The sequence below is a fragment of the Priestia sp. JNUCC 25 genome, assembly GCF_053667915.1.
Genome location: NZ_CM132211.1, coordinates 3,399,802 through 3,415,209, shown reverse-complemented (window position 1 = coordinate 3,415,209; position 15,408 = coordinate 3,399,802). Strand labels below are relative to the sequence as shown.

The 15,408-nt window shown below is 39.6% G+C and carries 20 protein-coding genes and 2 riboswitches; of the genes, 13 read left to right on the top strand and 7 right to left on the bottom strand.

Features of this window, described 5'->3' with window-relative positions; genetic code table 11:
- The first annotated feature begins 23 nt into the window (after nt 1-23).
- From JNUCC25_RS17770 to JNUCC25_RS17730, 9 genes are all read left to right on the top strand, one after another.
- Entirely contained in the window at nt 24-161 is a 138-nt protein-coding gene (locus tag JNUCC25_RS17770; protein WP_172802881.1) for a hypothetical protein, read from the top strand.
- Nucleotides 158-898, top strand: a complete 741-nt coding sequence (locus JNUCC25_RS17765) for a metallophosphoesterase family protein (RefSeq protein WP_078082046.1) — start codon at nt 158-160, stop codon at nt 896-898. The genes JNUCC25_RS17770 and JNUCC25_RS17765 overlap by 4 nt, the downstream gene beginning before the upstream one ends.
- Before the next feature lie 299 nt (nt 899-1,197).
- Nucleotides 1,198-1,449 carry a hypothetical protein gene (locus tag JNUCC25_RS17760; RefSeq protein WP_013058233.1) on the top strand — a complete coding sequence of 84 codons (252 nt, stop codon included), beginning with the start codon at nt 1,198-1,200 and terminating at the stop codon, nt 1,447-1,449.
- A gap of 80 nt (nt 1,450-1,529) precedes the next feature.
- Nucleotides 1,530-1,640: riboswitch (SAM riboswitch) on the top strand.
- A gap of 79 nt (nt 1,641-1,719) precedes the next feature.
- A riboswitch (cobalamin riboswitch) is annotated at nt 1,720-1,908 on the top strand.
- Between the two features lie 150 nt (nt 1,909-2,058).
- Complete coding sequence (gene metE, locus JNUCC25_RS17755; RefSeq protein WP_078082045.1) at nt 2,059-4,353, top strand: 5-methyltetrahydropteroyltriglutamate--homocysteine S-methyltransferase; 2,295 nt, start codon at nt 2,059-2,061, stop codon at nt 4,351-4,353.
- 142 nt (nt 4,354-4,495) lie between these two features.
- On the top strand, nt 4,496-5,113 hold the full coding sequence (locus JNUCC25_RS17750; RefSeq protein ID WP_013058231.1) for an acetate uptake transporter: 618 nt from the start codon (nt 4,496-4,498) through the stop codon (nt 5,111-5,113).
- A gap of 144 nt (nt 5,114-5,257) precedes the next feature.
- On the top strand, nt 5,258-5,758 hold the full coding sequence (locus JNUCC25_RS17745; RefSeq protein ID WP_035439078.1) for a GNAT family N-acetyltransferase: 501 nt from the start codon (nt 5,258-5,260) through the stop codon (nt 5,756-5,758).
- 315 nt (nt 5,759-6,073) lie between these two features.
- The gene (locus tag JNUCC25_RS17740; RefSeq protein ID WP_013058229.1) at nt 6,074-6,274 is read left to right on the top strand and encodes a helix-turn-helix transcriptional regulator; all 201 of its coding nucleotides are present in this window, start codon (nt 6,074-6,076) and stop codon (nt 6,272-6,274) included.
- Nucleotides 6,275-6,435: 161 nt separating this feature from the next.
- Nucleotides 6,436-6,600, top strand: coding sequence for a hypothetical protein (locus JNUCC25_RS17735; RefSeq protein ID WP_013058228.1), 165 nt, complete (start codon nt 6,436-6,438; stop codon nt 6,598-6,600).
- A gap of 31 nt (nt 6,601-6,631) precedes the next feature.
- Nucleotides 6,632-7,045 carry a DUF5301 domain-containing protein gene (locus tag JNUCC25_RS17730; protein ID WP_029323314.1) on the top strand — a complete coding sequence of 138 codons (414 nt, stop codon included), beginning with the start codon at nt 6,632-6,634 and terminating at the stop codon, nt 7,043-7,045.
- Between the two features lie 106 nt (nt 7,046-7,151).
- On the opposite strand, the gene JNUCC25_RS17725 is transcribed toward JNUCC25_RS17730, so the two are convergent.
- From JNUCC25_RS17725 to JNUCC25_RS17710, 4 genes are all read right to left on the bottom strand, one after another.
- Nucleotides 7,152-7,292 (bottom strand): hypothetical protein, encoded by a 141-nt coding sequence (locus JNUCC25_RS17725; RefSeq protein ID WP_013058226.1) that lies wholly within the window; start codon nt 7,290-7,292, stop codon nt 7,152-7,154.
- 166 nt (nt 7,293-7,458) lie between these two features.
- Nucleotides 7,459-8,091, bottom strand: coding sequence for a LysE family translocator (locus tag JNUCC25_RS17720; protein ID WP_029323312.1), 633 nt, complete (start codon nt 8,089-8,091; stop codon nt 7,459-7,461).
- A gap of 194 nt (nt 8,092-8,285) precedes the next feature.
- Complete coding sequence (locus tag JNUCC25_RS17715) at nt 8,286-8,726, bottom strand: DUF5391 family protein (protein ID WP_029323310.1); 441 nt, start codon at nt 8,724-8,726, stop codon at nt 8,286-8,288.
- Between the two features lie 429 nt (nt 8,727-9,155).
- Nucleotides 9,156-9,644: a DUF2500 domain-containing protein gene (locus JNUCC25_RS17710; RefSeq protein WP_029323308.1), complete on the bottom strand. Its 489-nt coding sequence runs from the start codon at nt 9,642-9,644 to the stop codon at nt 9,156-9,158.
- A gap of 126 nt (nt 9,645-9,770) precedes the next feature.
- On the opposite strand from JNUCC25_RS17710, the gene JNUCC25_RS17705 reads away from it, so the two are divergent.
- Together JNUCC25_RS17705 and JNUCC25_RS17700 are read left to right on the top strand one after the other, a co-directional pair.
- On the top strand, nt 9,771-10,736 hold the full coding sequence (locus JNUCC25_RS17705; protein WP_013058220.1) for a 2-hydroxyacid dehydrogenase: 966 nt from the start codon (nt 9,771-9,773) through the stop codon (nt 10,734-10,736).
- An 11-nt stretch (nt 10,737-10,747) separates the two neighbouring features.
- Nucleotides 10,748-10,978, top strand: a complete 231-nt coding sequence (locus tag JNUCC25_RS17700; RefSeq protein WP_029323305.1) for a YczI family protein — start codon at nt 10,748-10,750, stop codon at nt 10,976-10,978.
- 28 nt (nt 10,979-11,006) lie between these two features.
- On the opposite strand, the gene JNUCC25_RS17695 is transcribed toward JNUCC25_RS17700, so the two are convergent.
- Nucleotides 11,007-11,882, bottom strand: a complete 876-nt coding sequence (locus JNUCC25_RS17695) for a Cof-type HAD-IIB family hydrolase (protein WP_029323304.1) — start codon at nt 11,880-11,882, stop codon at nt 11,007-11,009.
- Between the two features lie 164 nt (nt 11,883-12,046).
- Between JNUCC25_RS17695 and JNUCC25_RS17690 the strand changes: the two genes are divergently transcribed.
- Nucleotides 12,047-12,805, top strand: coding sequence for a DeoR/GlpR family DNA-binding transcription regulator (locus JNUCC25_RS17690; protein WP_014458988.1), 759 nt, complete (start codon nt 12,047-12,049; stop codon nt 12,803-12,805).
- Between the two features lie 297 nt (nt 12,806-13,102).
- Here JNUCC25_RS17690 and JNUCC25_RS17685 read toward each other — a convergent pair whose 3' ends face one another.
- Nucleotides 13,103-13,789 carry a YoaK family protein gene (locus tag JNUCC25_RS17685; RefSeq protein ID WP_029323301.1) on the bottom strand — a complete coding sequence of 229 codons (687 nt, stop codon included), beginning with the start codon at nt 13,787-13,789 and terminating at the stop codon, nt 13,103-13,105.
- A 73-nt stretch (nt 13,790-13,862) separates the two neighbouring features.
- Nucleotides 13,863-14,363, bottom strand: coding sequence for a GNAT family N-acetyltransferase (locus JNUCC25_RS17680; RefSeq protein WP_029323300.1), 501 nt, complete (start codon nt 14,361-14,363; stop codon nt 13,863-13,865).
- A 114-nt stretch (nt 14,364-14,477) separates the two neighbouring features.
- Between JNUCC25_RS17680 and JNUCC25_RS17675 the strand changes: the two genes are divergently transcribed.
- Nucleotides 14,478-15,407 (top strand): hypothetical protein, encoded by a 930-nt coding sequence (locus JNUCC25_RS17675; RefSeq protein WP_029323298.1) that lies wholly within the window; start codon nt 14,478-14,480, stop codon nt 15,405-15,407.
- Nucleotide 15,408 lies beyond the last annotated feature (1 nt).

Genomic DNA, 15,408 nt, shown 5'->3' with positions numbered 1-15,408 from the left:
TTATTAATAGGGGGATTAACTAGTTGATGAATTTGACGCTTCATGAACGTTCTGAAAAGTTATTAAAGCAAAGAATTAAACAATTAAATCCGGTCCATTTAACTTTGTTTTTAGGGGCGACAGCAGAGGTGACGGACCAAACGATAATTGTTTCACGATGAGCGGTGAATTTGAGCTTGTATTAAAAAAGGCGGTGGAATTGAACCCGCTGTTTATTATTCATAGGGGAGACACCGTCTATACAGGGAAAAAAGAGTATTTGGAGCACTTTGTTAAGGTTGTCGAAAAAATCGCATCAAACATTCCTATGTTTGTATGCGTAGGGAATCATGATGAACTGTACCTTGATGAAAGCAATCTCGAAAACTTCAGAGCCACTATCGGAAAAGTACACTGGGTCATTGATATTCCTGTCTTCAACTTTCGGTGCATCGCATTAAATAATGTCATCAGTCCCAAGAATAAAATATACGGATTTACAGATAGAGAGCTGAATTATTTAGAGCAGCAGCTAGAGGATGCTCCTCGTAATACCGTTGTAGCCATGCATGCGCAGCCAAATATTGGCCGGTGGTCAAATCTTGAAGGGTTTCCTGTAACGACTCCTCAAAGTCAAGAATTTTTTGATTTAATTCAAGAACACCGCGTGAAAAAAGTTCTCGTTAGCCACGTGCATGCATATGACGAACAGTTTATTAGAAAAAATAGAAACGGGACATTTACGTTTGGAAGAGGCACTGATTTTGTATTGTCAGGAGGCGCCGGTGCTCCTCTTGATTTTGATCCGCCTTTAATTTTAAATAATTATAATTTTATGGAGTTTTTTGTAAGCAGGTACAACATATTAGGACCTCTTCTTTGGAAGGATTTTGGACGACCTCGAAGAAATTGTTTGTAAAAACAAGAGAATGGAAAGCTATGTTTAGCCGAAAGCCTGCCCGTAATTCACAGGCAGATTTTTGGAATATTATGCATAATGTTTACAGAAACCTTGTAGCAGAAGGCTCAGTCAAACGTTATAATAGATAATGAATGATGATATATTCTCTATATTTGTCATATATTTGTATTACATATGTAATTGAAGAAAAACATTCACTTGATATACTGTTTAATGACTTAACTTTATCTTAAAATTTACAGTGAAATGCCTGTTTATAGAGGCTTAGAACATACACAGCAAATGGAGGAGCAATCATGGCAAACGAAAAGATGCAAGAAGGACTTGATCGTTTTATCAAGGAAGATTTAAATGACCTTTTAGGTAGACTGTTCCCCTTAATGGACCGGGAGTGTGCCGAAGAAAAAAGAAAGCTTATCGAAACAGCGGTAGAGTATATTTATTCGTCAGGATATCACCAGGGAGCCAAAGATTTAATTGAAACGCACCGAAAAGACGATTACAAATTGTTAAGGCAAAAATTAGCGTCAGCGCCTCCTAAAAACTAATTTTTTTGAAATTTCTTTTGACAACATAAATCTAAGGTGTTAAGATGACTCTACATTCAAAATATTATAAACAATTAAAACTCTTATTGAGAGAGGCGGAGGGACTGGCCCTGTGAAGCCCGGCAACCATTTAACATTCTTGTTGAAAAGGTGCTACATCCTGCAAAGCGTACTGCTTTGAAAAATAAGAGAGGATTTCATAGATACTATGCCTCTCTATTCGTGATAGAGAGGCTTTTTATTTTATGTGAATATGTTTTGAATGGACAATTTTATAAAAATGCATCAGGTGCTGTGTAACGAATGTACGCAGCTTAAAAGGGAAGACCGGTGAAAAGCCGGCGCGGTCCCGCCACTGTAATGGGGAGCAACTTATTAACCACTGTTTCATGTTGAAATGGGAAGGGATAGGAAGCTATGAACCTAAGTCAGGAGACCTGCCTGTTGTATGCACTTAAGCTCTACGGGATATAGAGAGGAGTGAGGAATACGTGTTGAGAAAAACAGGCTGTCTCAACTCTAGTTAAGTATGCGTATTATCTCTCTTTTCATTTCGAAAAGAGAGATTTTTTAGTTTACCGATAAAAAAATATACAGGGAGTGGAAAAAATGAGCAGTGTAAAAAGTTCGAACTTAGGTTATCCAAGAATTGGTGAAAAACGAGAATGGAAAAAAGCGCTTGAGCAGTTTTGGGCAGGAAAGCTAGAGAAAGGTATCTTTCTTCAAGAAATTGAAGCTCTTCGTCTAGCGCATCTAAAAAAACAGCGTGACGCAGGAATTGAATTGATTCCAGTCGGCGATTTTAGCTTATACGATCACGTGTTAGATACAGCTGTTATGTTTGGTTTAGTGCCTAAACGCTTTGAGTATGACGGAGGACTAGTATCGCTTGAAACGTATTTTGATATCGCGAGAGGAACAAAAGGTGCGGTAGCTTCTACGATGACGAAATGGTTTAACACAAATTATCACTACATCGTACCCGAGCTTGAGGAATGTACGCCGTCTCTTGTAGAAAATCGCCCGCTTCAGTTTTACAAAGAAGCAAAAGAAAAGCTGAATATTGAAGGAAAGCCCGTTATTCTAGGTCCAGTAACATTTGTGAAGCTGTCAAAAGGATATAAAAAAAGTGAGTTTAAAGAAGTAGTTGAGCAGTTTGTTCCACTTTATGCAACTATCTTAGCGGAGCTGCAGGCAGAAGGAGTAGAGTGGGTGCAGATAGATGAGCCAATTTTATCTACAACGCTATCAAAAGAAGACCTGGCGCTTTACACAGAAGTCTATCAAACTTTGAAGGAAGCGGCACCGAATGTAAAAGTCATTTTGCAAACGTATTTTGACAGCGTTGATCACTACAAAGAAGTTGTGTCTCTTCCTGTTGAAGGAATCGGTTTAGACTTTGTGCATGACCGAGGCGAAAATCTCACTGCGCTTAATAAATATGGTTTTCCAACTGATAAAGTGCTTGCTGCGGGAGTGATTGACGGACGAAACATTTGGCGTGAAAATTTGGACGAACAGCTTTTAACGCTTAGTGAAATTGAAGAAGCCGTATCAAAAGACCGTTTGATTCTGCAGCCTTCATCAAGTTTATTACATGTTCCTGTCACGGTGAAAAATGAAGAAACCATTGATCCAGTATTGAAAAATGCGCTCTCTTTTGCAGATGAAAAGCTAAAGGAAATCACGCTTTTAACAAAAGCAGTGCAGCAAGGAAAAGAGTCGATAGAAGAAGAAATAAACGTAAGCAAACAGGCGATTCAAGCATTAAATGGTTCATCTTTTCGAAATCATCAAGACGTGCAAAAAGAGCTGAAGCAGCTGCACAGCTATAAAGCAGCGCGTCAAGCGCCGTTTGACGTACGTCAACGCGTTCAGCAAGAAGCGTTTCAACTGCCGCTTCTTCCAACGACAACGATTGGAAGCTTTCCGCAAACAAAAGAAGTGCGAAAAGAGCGTTTAAAATGGCGTAAAGGCGAGTTAAGCGATGAAGCATATGAAGCGTACATTAACGAGGAAATAAAAAAATGGATTGAAATTCAAGAAGACATCGGCTTAGATGTCCTTGTGCACGGAGAGTTTGAGCGTACGGACATGGTCGAATACTTCGGTGAGAAATTAGGAGGCTTTCAGTTTACGAAGTTTGGCTGGGTGCAATCTTACGGTTCTCGCTGCGTGAAGCCGCCGCTTATTTACGGAGATGTATCGTATGAGCAGGCGATGACGATCAAAGAAACGGTCTACGCACAGTCTCTAACAAATAAGCCGGTTAAAGGAATGCTGACGGGTCCGATTACGATTTTAAATTGGTCGTTTGTGCGTGATGATATCCCGCGCTACGACGTGGCAAATCAAATTGCGCTTGCTCTTAGAAAAGAAGTAGAAGCACTTGAAAGTCAGGGCATTTCAATGATTCAAGTAGATGAACCGGCACTGCGTGAAGGATTGCCGTTAAAACGAGAAAACTGGGACAGCTACTTGAACGCTGCGGTGTATGCGTTCAAGCTAGCCACGGTATCGGTGCAAAATGAGACGCAAATTCACACGCATATGTGCTATTCAGAATTCGAAGAGATTATTGATGCCATCAAAGCGCTTGAAGCCGACGTGATTTCCATTGAAACGTCTAAAAGCCACGGTGAATTAATTTATGCGTTTGAAAAACATACGTACAATCAAGGAATCGGACTTGGCGTGTATGATATCCACAGTCCGCGCGTACCGAAGCTTGAAGAGCTTCAGCGAAACATTGACCGCGCTCTGCAGGTACTTGATCCTGCATTATTTTGGATTAATCCCGACTGCGGCCTTAAAACAAGAGGAATCAGCGAGACGGTTGAAGCTTTAAAAGTCATGGTTGAGTCCGCAAAACAAACCAGACAAAATTTATTACAAAACGTTTAATGATAAGAAATTAAAGAACAAGCAGTGTAACCGCTACACTGCTTGTTCTTATGGGATTTTAAAAGGCCAAAAATATCCATTGACACTTCCCCTACATTTTTGTATCTTTTTAAAGGTGTTTTTAAAATCAGGGAGGTACAACATGAGTAACAACAGCACGCAGCACGTTAAAATTGTAACAGCGGATCCATCAGCGCTAGGTCTATTCGGACTTGCCATGGTGACACTTGTTGCATCGTTTCAAAAGCTTGGGGTAACCGATGGTGTTTCATTGGTATTGCCATGGGCGATTTTTTTAGGCGGGATAGGGCAGTTAATCGCGTCTATGCAAGATTTCAAACATAATAATACCTTCGGCGCAACTGCTTTTGGTGCCTTCGGGTTATTTTGGCTAGGTGTAGCTATGACATGGCTTATTCAGCTTGGAGCATTTGGGGAAGCGCTCGCAAAAGAAGCGGATCCGAAGCAGCTCGCATTTGCTTTTGTCGGCTACTTGATTTTCAGCGTTTTTATGACAGTTGGAGCAATGGGCACTCATAAAGTATTATTTATTATTTTTGTGTTAATCGATTTCTTATTTATTGGATTATCGCTAAGTACATTTGGTGTGGCATATGAGTACACGCACTTACTAGCAGCAGTGTCAGAGCTATTGATTGCTCTGTTTTCATTCTATGGATCTGCAGCGGCTGTATTAAATACTCACTACGGTCGAGTTGTGCTTCCGGTGGGCAAGCCGTTTGGTGCATTTATTAAATAATCAAGACGTTAATTAAAAAGCGAAGTAGGATTGAATTCTGTATGATGCAGAGGTCAATCCTTTTTTGTTTGGGCATTTTTATATATAGTAGAAAGAGATAGTTATATGTAATAGAAGCTTTTAGAGAAAAAAGAGAAATACATAATGAAAGGAAACGTTTCAATGATTATAAGACAAGTGGATGAAAAAGATTTAAACCAATTAATTACGTTAGAAAACAAAGGCTTTACACCTGAAGAAGCTGCCTCAAAAGACGCATTCATCACGCGGATCAACACCATTCCTGATACGTTTATCATCGCCCAAGAAAATGAAGAAATAATCGGATATGTGAACGGTCCCGTCATTTCAGCTCCGTTTATTACGGATGATTTGTTTGAAAAAACGATTTCGAACCCTGAGACAGGCGGTCATCAAAGTATTTTGGGTATCGTTATAAATCCCAAGCATCATCACAAAGGAATTGCGAGTATGCTGTTAAGAGAATTTGAAAAACAAGCGCGGAACAAACAGCGCTTAACGGTTACCTTAACATGTAAAGAAGAATTGATTCCGTTTTACGAAAAAAACGGATATGTGAATCAAGGAGTAGCGGAGTCTCAGCATGCAGGCGTGCAGTGGTTTAATATGAGTAAGGAGCTTTAACAAACAGACAATGAAATAAAAAAGCACAAGCTTCTTTTAAGGAGTTTGTGCTTTTTTATATTAATTTCTGTGTAGTTATTGTAAATATGTAAAAGTAAAGATGGTATTTACATGAATAAGTACGGCTTTTTTTATTGAGAGGGTGAACATGTGTTTAATCTATTTCGTCTTTAGATTGGATTAATCTTGTTATATTTCAATCTCTTTTTAGGTAGGTAAGAGACATTGATTTGTCAAATATATTTGACAGTAACAAGGAAGATAATATAAGATATGGATGTAAAAAGTTTTTTACATTTTAGAGATGAGTGATGAATGGTGGAAAATCGAATTAAAGAACTGCGTAAAAGCAAACGAATGTCTCAAGATGAATTGGCAAAAGTATGCGGCGTATCGAGACAAACGATTAATGCAATTGAAAACAATAAGTATGATCCAAGCTTGACCCTTGCTTTTCAACTGGCTGCAGAGCTGGGAGCAACAGTAGATGAGCTGTTTTTATTTCATAAATCATGATGAGTTAGTTAAAAAGAGAAGGTAATGTGAAGTAGCGATCTTACTAGTAGAAGTTTTGACATTTCTGTACTATAAGCTAAAAGCACATAAGTAAATAGTAGATCAATATTACTTCTATCACTTTATAAAAAGAGATTTACAGAGCAACGGTGGTGAAATGAATGAAAAATCGAGCTGCCGGAGTAGCTCTTACAAGTACGGGCATGTTACTGTTGATGGTAACGTTAGTACTTCCTGTTCCGGGATTAACGTATAGTTTACTTGTAGGAAGCAGCATTGTACTAAAGGGCTGCGGAACAGGAGGAATAAAAAGGTGTATCACGTGAATGCAGCGTGATGTAGAAAAGGAGGTTCCTTTTGAAAAAAAGAACGATTATTATAGCTGCACTTTTATTTATTGTCGTATTTTATTTTACATATACCGGGAAAGCCTATCAGTTAAAAGACGTCATAAAAGTAGATGAAGCAAACGTTACGCGTATTGAAATAGATACGGACGAAGGAAAACGTGTAGTAGATGATAAAAAAGAGATAAAGCAAATCGTACATTCTTTGGCAAAAGTAGAAGTAAAAAAAAGCAAGGAGCTCGACCCAAAGTTTGACCAAGCTTACTGGGTAAAAATCGTCGAAAACAGAAAAGATGCGTACGGCTTAACGATTTACGATAATGACTACATAAAAGCGTTTAGCTTTGAAGATAAAAAACAGGCGACATATACGATTGTTAAAGATCAAAAAGTAGATGTTAAAAAGCTGCTTTCAACTAAATAAGCCTGAAAAGTACCATAAGCTTTTTCAAACCTACCAAAAAAGACAGCCTGCGCTGTCTTTTTTTATTAAAATAATAGATTGAAAATTATGACTATTTAAAGCGGGATTAATCCTTGCCTATATAATTAATAAATGATTGAATTAGGTCAATATCAGGGTTAACCAATAGTGCTGGAAGAAGGCCGAATGTTAATAATACAAGAACGTTTGATCCAATAAAGATGCGAAGTGCTTTTTTGATTTTCATGATATTTCCTCCCTTTTTTATATTTTCGTATAAAAAGAGAAAAAAATCAATAGAAATGTGACGAAATTGTGAACTTTTTGTCTGATAGTCCCTGATAGATTATAAAAATCCCCTCTCTATACTAGATAAAGAGGGGATATAGCAAGTCATAAAATATGTAGAAACATTAAAAGTACATGCGCAGATTCCCAATGAAACGATAAAGAAAATAGCATGAAAAACCAATTAAGACACATCCTGCCGCAATAGAAACCCATTTAATATAAAGCTGATTCAGCACTTTTCTAGTTCCAGAGACAATCGTCATTAAGCCTAGGTCATGAATTAAAATCCCTGTTAATATTCCGGCAGCAATCAGCAGGAAATGAAAAGAATGAGAGGATTGAAGCGAATTAGTCAGCACCGTTCCAAACACGCTGAGCCAAAAAATGAGATTGCTAGGAGAAATCGCAACAAAGATCCCGTTCATATAGGAAGATGCAAACGACTTTTTTACATGCTCTCCAGGAGACGTTATATCATGGTCGGCATGTCTAATGCTGTCATAGCCAATATAAAGTAAAAAAAGCGCTCCTATAAGCCACATCATAAGCTGTATAAAAGGAGCCGATAAAAAAGAAGCCAGTCCAGAGTAAAGAAGCACAATTAATAATAAATCAACCGTCATTCCTCCGAGTCCAACAACCCATCCGTGAAGAAACCCGTTTTTTAAACCTTGTTTTGTCATTTCAATCGTCACCGTGCCAACGGGAAGGGCAATCGAAAGGCCTAGGAGTACATTTGTTAAAAATAACGTCACCAAAAACAAAACCTCTTTCAATCTTGTATCTACTATTATTTTCCGTTTAAGTGGTCTTTCATTATATAAAAATATGTAATGAAATTTGATGTTATGTATAAAAAACAGTAAGCACAAAGGCTACTTCGTTATATTTACACTTTTTACTTACCGAGCTATAAAAAGAGGAGCAGTAGCGGCTCCTCTTCACCATTTTAAACGCTTTCCTGCACGGTGGCTGACGGTCTTTTAAACGCAGCAACAAACCACACAATATTCGTAATCAGCAAACCTAAACAAGAAATCATTATTCCTATAATTGAAGATAAGTTTCCTGAGAAATCTTCTAATCCGAATAAAAACAGAGCCGGCATCAGTAATAGAGTACTAGCAGCGATTAAAAGTCCGATGCTGCAAAAAGCAGCCATGACAAATTTTAAAAAATGCATTCCTATCAGATAAAAAGCTAAAGGCAACAAATATAAAAACAGAGCCATGCCAAGAGATAACCACAGCCCTGTTGAGCCGAACGTATTAACGTTGGGGCCTGAATCTGCTAGAGGAGAAAGCGAACCAAGAACCAAAATGAAGCAGAAAAATAGGGCGGAAAGCAAAGTGGTGACTATCACACTATTTTTTGCTGTAGAATTACGCACTGTTTTTTAACCTCCTTTCCAATAAATAAGCATATGGATTAATTTTACAATAAAAGACTCGATTAAAAAACCACTTTTTTACAAAAGCCTTTGATAGGTTGGATAATAATGAAGAGAAGCCGGGTTAAGATAATACACGTGTACATATTTTTTGTGTGGACCTGGATAGTGGGTTTCGTGCCAGTATTGCGCCAGTATTGTTTGAATAGGATGCGAATGAGGGGCTTCGCCGTAATGTCCGTAGTAGAGGCCGCTGCCTGAATAAGGAGAATACATAAAATCACCTGCCTGCTTAAATGAATGTGTTACACGGTATGTTTTTATATGGATTAACGTTCTTCTACAGTGTAAAAAGGGCACAAATAGGTCATTGGCTATATGAATGCTCCATTACAGTAAAAAAGACCTCTAAAAGCAAGAGGTCATAAGCTAAGCATCTGTATGTTCTTCACTTGGATTCCTTTGAAAATCCAAAAAACGAGTTCCTTGAAACGTCAGCATTCCTTCATCGCCTTCTGCTAGCATGCCGTATTCGCGGCCTGAAACAGTAAATTCAGAGCGGTCGGTGCTTTCAAACTGAAAGGTTACGTAGTAGGTTGTAGACGTGTGAGAGTGATGATGTTCGTGAGCGTGACCGCCATGGCGGTGGACGTTTGTCCGTTTGCCCGTAACTTTTGCTTTTACGGAGAGACGGGGAGACTGCTCATTTTTGCTCCACGTGCCGATTCCTTTAAAAATAGAAAATAGAAAAATACCAATAACTATAACAAAAAATAGCATCACAAACGTAGGCATTCCGTTAAATAACGCGTCATCTGGAAAAAAAGCGCCTCCGCTTACGTCATCGGGCACATCACCTTCAAAAACAATGTCATCTCCGGACGGGTCATCTTCAAATATCATTTCATCTTCAAACATTCGTATTCCCCCTTACTATAAATACGATTACTGAATGGAAAAAGTTTCATCTTTATAGTAGTCTTATGATAGGATAGCTAGTTACTATTCATACATATGAGTGAACAAGGAAAAGGAGAGATACACATGGGGAAATACAAAGTTGTTATGTCTGGAAAAACGTGGCCAAATGCTTACGAGAAGCTAGCGGAGCACTGCGATATTCAAATGTGGGAAGGAGAAGGAAAGATTCCACAAGAAACGCTGCGCGACTGGCTTCGTGACGCTGACGGCTTTTTTAATATCGGCCACATCACAGTGGACGAAGAGCTGTTAGAAGCAGCACCGAACCTGCGCGTTATTTCTCAATCAGGCGTAGGGTATGACAGTGTAGATGTCGAAGCATGCACCAAAAAAGGCGTGCCGTTTAGTAATACGCCAGGCGTGTTAGTAGAAGCAACGGCTGACTTAACGTTTGGTCTCTTGCTGTCAGCAGCTCGCCGCATTCATGAAGGCTATGAAAAAGTGAAACAAGGAAACTGGGAAACGGTATTTGGCGTCGATTTATTTGGAAAAACGCTTGGTATTGTTGGAATGGGCGATATCGGAAGCGCCGTTGCCAGACGAGCAAAGGCATCGGGAATGAACATCGTTTACCACAACCGAAGCCGCAAGCATGAAGCAGAAAAAGAGCTTGATGCCGTATACCTTTCGTTTGAAGAACTGCTTCACACAGCTGACTGTATCGTATGCCTAGTGCCGCTTTCAAATGAAAGCAAAGGCATGTTCGGAGAAGAGGAATTTAAAGCAATGAAAAGCAGCGCGTATTTTGTAAACGCAGCGCGCGGAGGATTAGTGAACACTGAAGCACTTTACGAAGCGCTGAAAAATGAAGAAATTGCATATGCTGCACTAGACGTAACAGACCCAGAGCCGCTTCCGGCAGATCATAAGCTGCTGCAGCTTTCAAACGTGCTGGTAACACCGCATATTGGAAGTGCTACGTACGAAACGCGCAATCGCATGGCAGATTTAGCCGTCCAGAACCTGCTTTTAGGTCTTGAAAAAAAGCCTTTAGTGACGTGTGTGAATGAAGAAGTGAATTACAAGTAAGGAGAGATTTTTTGTTAAAAGCATTACAGCTTATTCTTTCAATTATTACTGTTGGGCTGGCTCTTTATATCATGCTCACTCACAGTTACCAGTTTCTTTCGTTTTTAAATATACTGCTCGGGTTTACCATGCTAGTTTTAGGAGCAATCGAGTGGCAAAAAAGAAAGAAAACCAGCGCATGGCTGTTGCTTTTAGTTGCGCTGTTTAGCTGGTTTGTCGGTATTTACCGCATGACCATTTAAAAACGCTTGGCAAATGCCAAGCGTTTTTTTAATGTGCTTTTAGCTGCGTTTCTAACACTTTTTCAATAACGGAAGCTACTCCGTTTTCATCGTTTGTTAATGTAACGTCATCTGCTAGTGCTTTAATTTCCGCGTGCGCATTTGCCATAGCAATTCCTTTTCCAGCCGTTTGCAGCATCGATACGTCGTTAAAGCTGTCTCCAATGGCAATGGTATCATGAAGAGAGCCGCCAAGCTCTTTTACCACGTATGTTAATGCGTTTCCTTTTGAGGCGTCTTTGTGTTCGAGTTCAAAGTTGTGATCAGCGGAAGAGACAAGGGTCATGTCATGCTGCTTGCTAAAGTGATCCCAGCCTTTTTTTCGCTTTTCATCATCAAATGAAAAAGCTAACACGTTATAAAGCTCAGCGTTTGTATTTAAAATATCTTCATAGGATGCAACAAAGGCAAATCCCGTTTGGCTGTACTGCTTAGCAGCAGCGTGATGAAGTCTTTCTTCGTCCACGTTTTTATTGGCGCTTTTTACCCGGTCAATTTCAATGGCCAGCAGCTCACGACCCGAGTTTGGTGTATAAATCGCATGTTCGGCAAACACTTCATAATAAAATTCGTTTGCATCCAGCCACTGAAGCGCTTCTTTTACGTGATGGGCATCAATTGGAACAGAATGTCTAAGCTGTCCGTTCGGGTCATGAATAGTCGCTCCGTTTGCGGCAATCACCCAAAGGTTTGAAAGCTCAGCTTTTTTTAAAATTTCCTGCACGTCGAAATAAGCGCGCCCTGTAGCAACCACGACTTCAACTCCGTGTGTTTGCGCTTTTTTAATTGCTTCTGCATTAATTGTGCTAATTTCACTGCTGCTATTTAAAAGAGTTCCATCTAAATCTGTAAAAATCATCTTCATAAACTATCTCTCCCTTTGACTATTATTACTTGTTTTTGCATGTTTTATCTTGTTTATCCTACAATAAACGAAAAAACACCGATAATCAAGCGTTTTTACATTGTTTTTACAAAAGAAACAAGTATAATAAAGTAAAAAGCAGAAAGAAAACAGGTGAACAAGCAATGTTAAAACAAGAAAGACGCAAACAAATTATGAATTTGCTTGAAAAAGAAGGGCGCATTGTAGCTACGACGCTTAGCCAAACGCTGAATGTTTCAGAAGATACAATCCGCAGAGATCTGCGGGAAATGGACGCGCTTGGTCTGCTGCAGCGCGTACACGGAGGAGCGCTTCCGCGTTCCACGTCTGCGGTTGATTACAAAGAGCGAAAACGTGAATTGATGGATGTTAAGCATTCACTTGCCGTTGCGGCGCTTCCGTTAATTAAAGACGGGCAGGTGCTCTTGATGGACGGAAGTACAACAAATATTCAGCTCGTCAAAGCTTTTCCAAAAAATTTAAACGTTACGGTTATTACAAACAGTCCGTTAATTACCGTTGCACTAGCGGAACATGACTTTGTAGAAGTTGTTTCTCTTGGAGGAACGTTTCGAAAAGAATCGATGGTCACGGTAGGACAAAGCGTGGTTGATACGCTTAAACAAATTCGAGCGGATCTTTGTTTTTTAGGCGTATACGCAATCGATCCTAAAATCGGGATGAGCATTCCTTTGCTTGAAGAAATGCACATTAAAAGCCAAATGATTAAAAGTGCGAGTGAAGTAGCGGCTATTGTAACAGCTAAAAAACTCAATACATCGTCAACGTACACGTTCAGCTCAGCCAACTCGCTAGATTGGCTCATTACAGAAGAGCATGTGAACGAAACCGTGTTAAATGCTTACCGCGAAATCGGCATTGAAGTAATCACAAATAAATAGTAGTTTTAGTAAGGAAGTATATGGTAATGTAGAGTAAAAAGGAGCTTGAGCGATGAGCGAACAAATTGGATAAATGATCTAGTATGTTCGCTTGTTACAGCGCTGTTGATTTCGGTGCAAGACTTCGCTTTCCGCAGGAGTCTTCGTCTTGCCCTTCAATCAACAGCTAGAAGCCGCACATATATGAACGTTCACTATACTAATAAAAATCCGAACAAATTTGATTCTCAATCAAGAATCAAACTCGTTCGGATTTTCCTTTGACTAAAATACTTTTGTCCCAGCCTTGTTTTATTATTATTTTTCTGAATCAGAACGAAACTTCGTGCTGACAAAAATAATGATGGCTAACAAAATAACAATGGGCAGCCAAATAATTTCAAATTTATAAGCAGGCTCTGCAAGTGCAGCGATAACAGCGCCAAAGCAGTAAAGTACAAGAGACAGCGCGCGAAGAATGGCATCGATTGTAAACGTTTTGCGGTAGCGAGGGCTGCGCAAACGTGCCGTTACGTCTTCAAAGAAATTAGCAAGCGTTCCCGTTAATACGGTTGTTGAAATTCCGGCTACGCCAAGCTTTCGAGCAGCCGTTGTTTGAAGTCCCATTGCTGAGCTTAGTAAGAAAATAAACAAGTAAGTTAAGTGTAAAGAAGGAGAAAACGAAGATAAAAGTGCAAAAACAAGTAAAATTAATCCTTCTATTCCAAGCGCGATCGTTACGGCTTTAGGCCAAAACGTTTTTTCTTTGTTTCCAACAAGGATTGCAGCGCCTACAACTCCTGCAATAAAACCTCCTAAAGCTGTCAGGGAGTGAAAAACAGTTGTTTCAAGAGAGTTTCCGATTGCTAGCCCAAGCAGCACGATGTTTCCGGTCATGTTTGCCGTAAAGATATGGCCAAGGCTTAAGTAGCCAATCACATCGACGATACCCGCTGTGACACAAAGAACCAGCAAAATAATGTTTCGATAAGTAGAATTCGTCACGGTAAGTCATCCTTTCTTTTTATACCAACTAAACAGTTTACCGTGAAGAAAAAAATCTGTCCAGATAGTTGTCTTACAAATTTTTAAGCGTGTCCCACCCAAAAGCCACTTCAGATAGAGATGTACCCTCAATAATAACCTCAGCACGATCGATTCTTTTTCCGCCAAGCGCTTCGTAAAATTGACAGGCGCCGTTTTGTTCAAAAGCCCATGTGAGCATCGTATGTATATGTTGGTTTACCAGCTCTTGCGCTATTTTATGCATAAGCGCTTTTCCAATCCCTTTTCGCTGATGCTCTGCGAGTAAATACATTGCATATAGTTCTCCGGTATAGGAAGGGTGCTTATTGGTTCTTTCTTTGCCATAAGAAGCGAAGCCGACGATTTGACCGTTTTCTTCTGCAACAAAAACAGAATTTGACTCCAGCTGCTTTTTCCAAAGAGGTTTTCGCTTTTCAGCGCTCAAAGAATCTAAAAAAGAATCGGGAACAAGTCCTTTATAAGTTGATTTCCAGCTTTCTACGTGTACATTTGCGATGCCCGCTTCATCGCCAATTCTGCCTTGACGTATCATATGCTCACCTCATTTTTTCTATATTTTAACATAATTTTAAAGCGGGCATCCCCGTTTTTCCGTTTTCCTTGTATATATATAGTAGCTATTTTACATAACAAAGGAGATGATATAATGAGTAAATTATTATTAAAAGATCAGCCGTTAATTGTACTGCCGGCGCTTGCAGTTAAAGTAGGAGTGAACGGAGCGCTGTTTCTTCAGCAGCTTCACTACTGGCTTGAAAAAAGCGTAAATGTACAGGACGGATATACGTGGGTATATAATACAAATCAGCAGTGGCTGCAGCAGTTTCCGTTTTGGTCGCTTTCAACGATTCAACGCATCATTTCAAAGCTTGAAAAAGAAGGACTGATTATAAAAGGAAAGTACAACCGCTCTAAATTTAACAACACGGTCTGGTACCGGATTGATTATAAGAAACTAGAAGAGCTTATGCCAAGCGATGAATTTGAAGAGCTCGAAGATGTCAATTTGACAGAAGGGGAAAGTCAAATTGAAGCAGCGGAGCCGGTCACAGTGAAGGCGTCATTAACAGAGACTACAGCAGAAAATACAAATCAAATAAAAAGAGAAGAAGACGCGCATGACGCTTACGTACAAACGTTAGAAGCCGCTTTTATTGCTAGAAGAAACCGAGGAGTGTATTCTTCAGCCAGCGATTTAAAGCATATGTACGAAGTCGCAAAAAGCGAAATACCCGTAGAAGAGGCGCTATCTGGACTGCAGGAAGCATTTGATCACTACGTGCCTAAATACAGCGGCGATACCATTCGAGCATTTGCCTATATTAAACAGCATCTTTTTCATAAGCATTATGTAACGTCACAGCGTACGCTAGCAAGTCAACAGACTGAAAAGCCGCTTTCCTACGCTAATAAAAAGCGCGTCATTCGCAAGGAAATGACGCCGGATTGGCTAAAAGAAAATGAAGAGCTAGAACCTCCAGCTCCTGCTTTTAAAGACGATGCTCACTTTGAAGAAGAAAAGAAAAAGCTTGCTGAAAGTCTTCGTGAGCTGGAGCAGGAATTAAAAAATAATTGAA

Bases quoted from the DNA above. Each gene is read 5' to 3' on its own strand.
- JNUCC25_RS17765 (WP_078082046.1), top strand. From the start codon at position 158: ATGAGCGGTGAATTTGAGCTTGTATTAAAAAAGGCGGTGGAATTGAAC.
- JNUCC25_RS17760 (WP_013058233.1), top strand. From the start codon at position 1,198: ATGGCAAACGAAAAGATGCAAGAAGGACTTGATCGTTTTATCAAGGAA.
- metE (WP_078082045.1), top strand. From the start codon at position 2,059: ATGAGCAGTGTAAAAAGTTCGAACTTAGGTTATCCAAGAATTGGTGAA.
- JNUCC25_RS17750 (WP_013058231.1), top strand. From the start codon at position 4,496: ATGAGTAACAACAGCACGCAGCACGTTAAAATTGTAACAGCGGATCCA.
- JNUCC25_RS17745 (WP_035439078.1), top strand. From the start codon at position 5,258: ATGAAAGGAAACGTTTCAATGATTATAAGACAAGTGGATGAAAAAGAT.
- JNUCC25_RS17740 (WP_013058229.1), top strand. From the start codon at position 6,074: ATGGTGGAAAATCGAATTAAAGAACTGCGTAAAAGCAAACGAATGTCT.
- JNUCC25_RS17735 (WP_013058228.1), top strand. From the start codon at position 6,436: ATGAAAAATCGAGCTGCCGGAGTAGCTCTTACAAGTACGGGCATGTTA.
- JNUCC25_RS17725 (WP_013058226.1), bottom strand. From the start codon at position 7,292: ATGAAAATCAAAAAAGCACTTCGCATCTTTATTGGATCAAACGTTCTT.
- JNUCC25_RS17710 (WP_029323308.1), bottom strand. From the start codon at position 9,644: ATGTTTGAAGATGAAATGATATTTGAAGATGACCCGTCCGGAGATGAC.
- JNUCC25_RS17705 (WP_013058220.1), top strand. From the start codon at position 9,771: ATGGGGAAATACAAAGTTGTTATGTCTGGAAAAACGTGGCCAAATGCT.
- JNUCC25_RS17695 (WP_029323304.1), bottom strand. From the start codon at position 11,882: ATGAAGATGATTTTTACAGATTTAGATGGAACTCTTTTAAATAGCAGC.
- JNUCC25_RS17690 (WP_014458988.1), top strand. From the start codon at position 12,047: ATGTTAAAACAAGAAAGACGCAAACAAATTATGAATTTGCTTGAAAAA.
- JNUCC25_RS17680 (WP_029323300.1), bottom strand. From the start codon at position 14,363: ATGATACGTCAAGGCAGAATTGGCGATGAAGCGGGCATCGCAAATGTA.
- JNUCC25_RS17675 (WP_029323298.1), top strand. From the start codon at position 14,478: ATGAGTAAATTATTATTAAAAGATCAGCCGTTAATTGTACTGCCGGCG.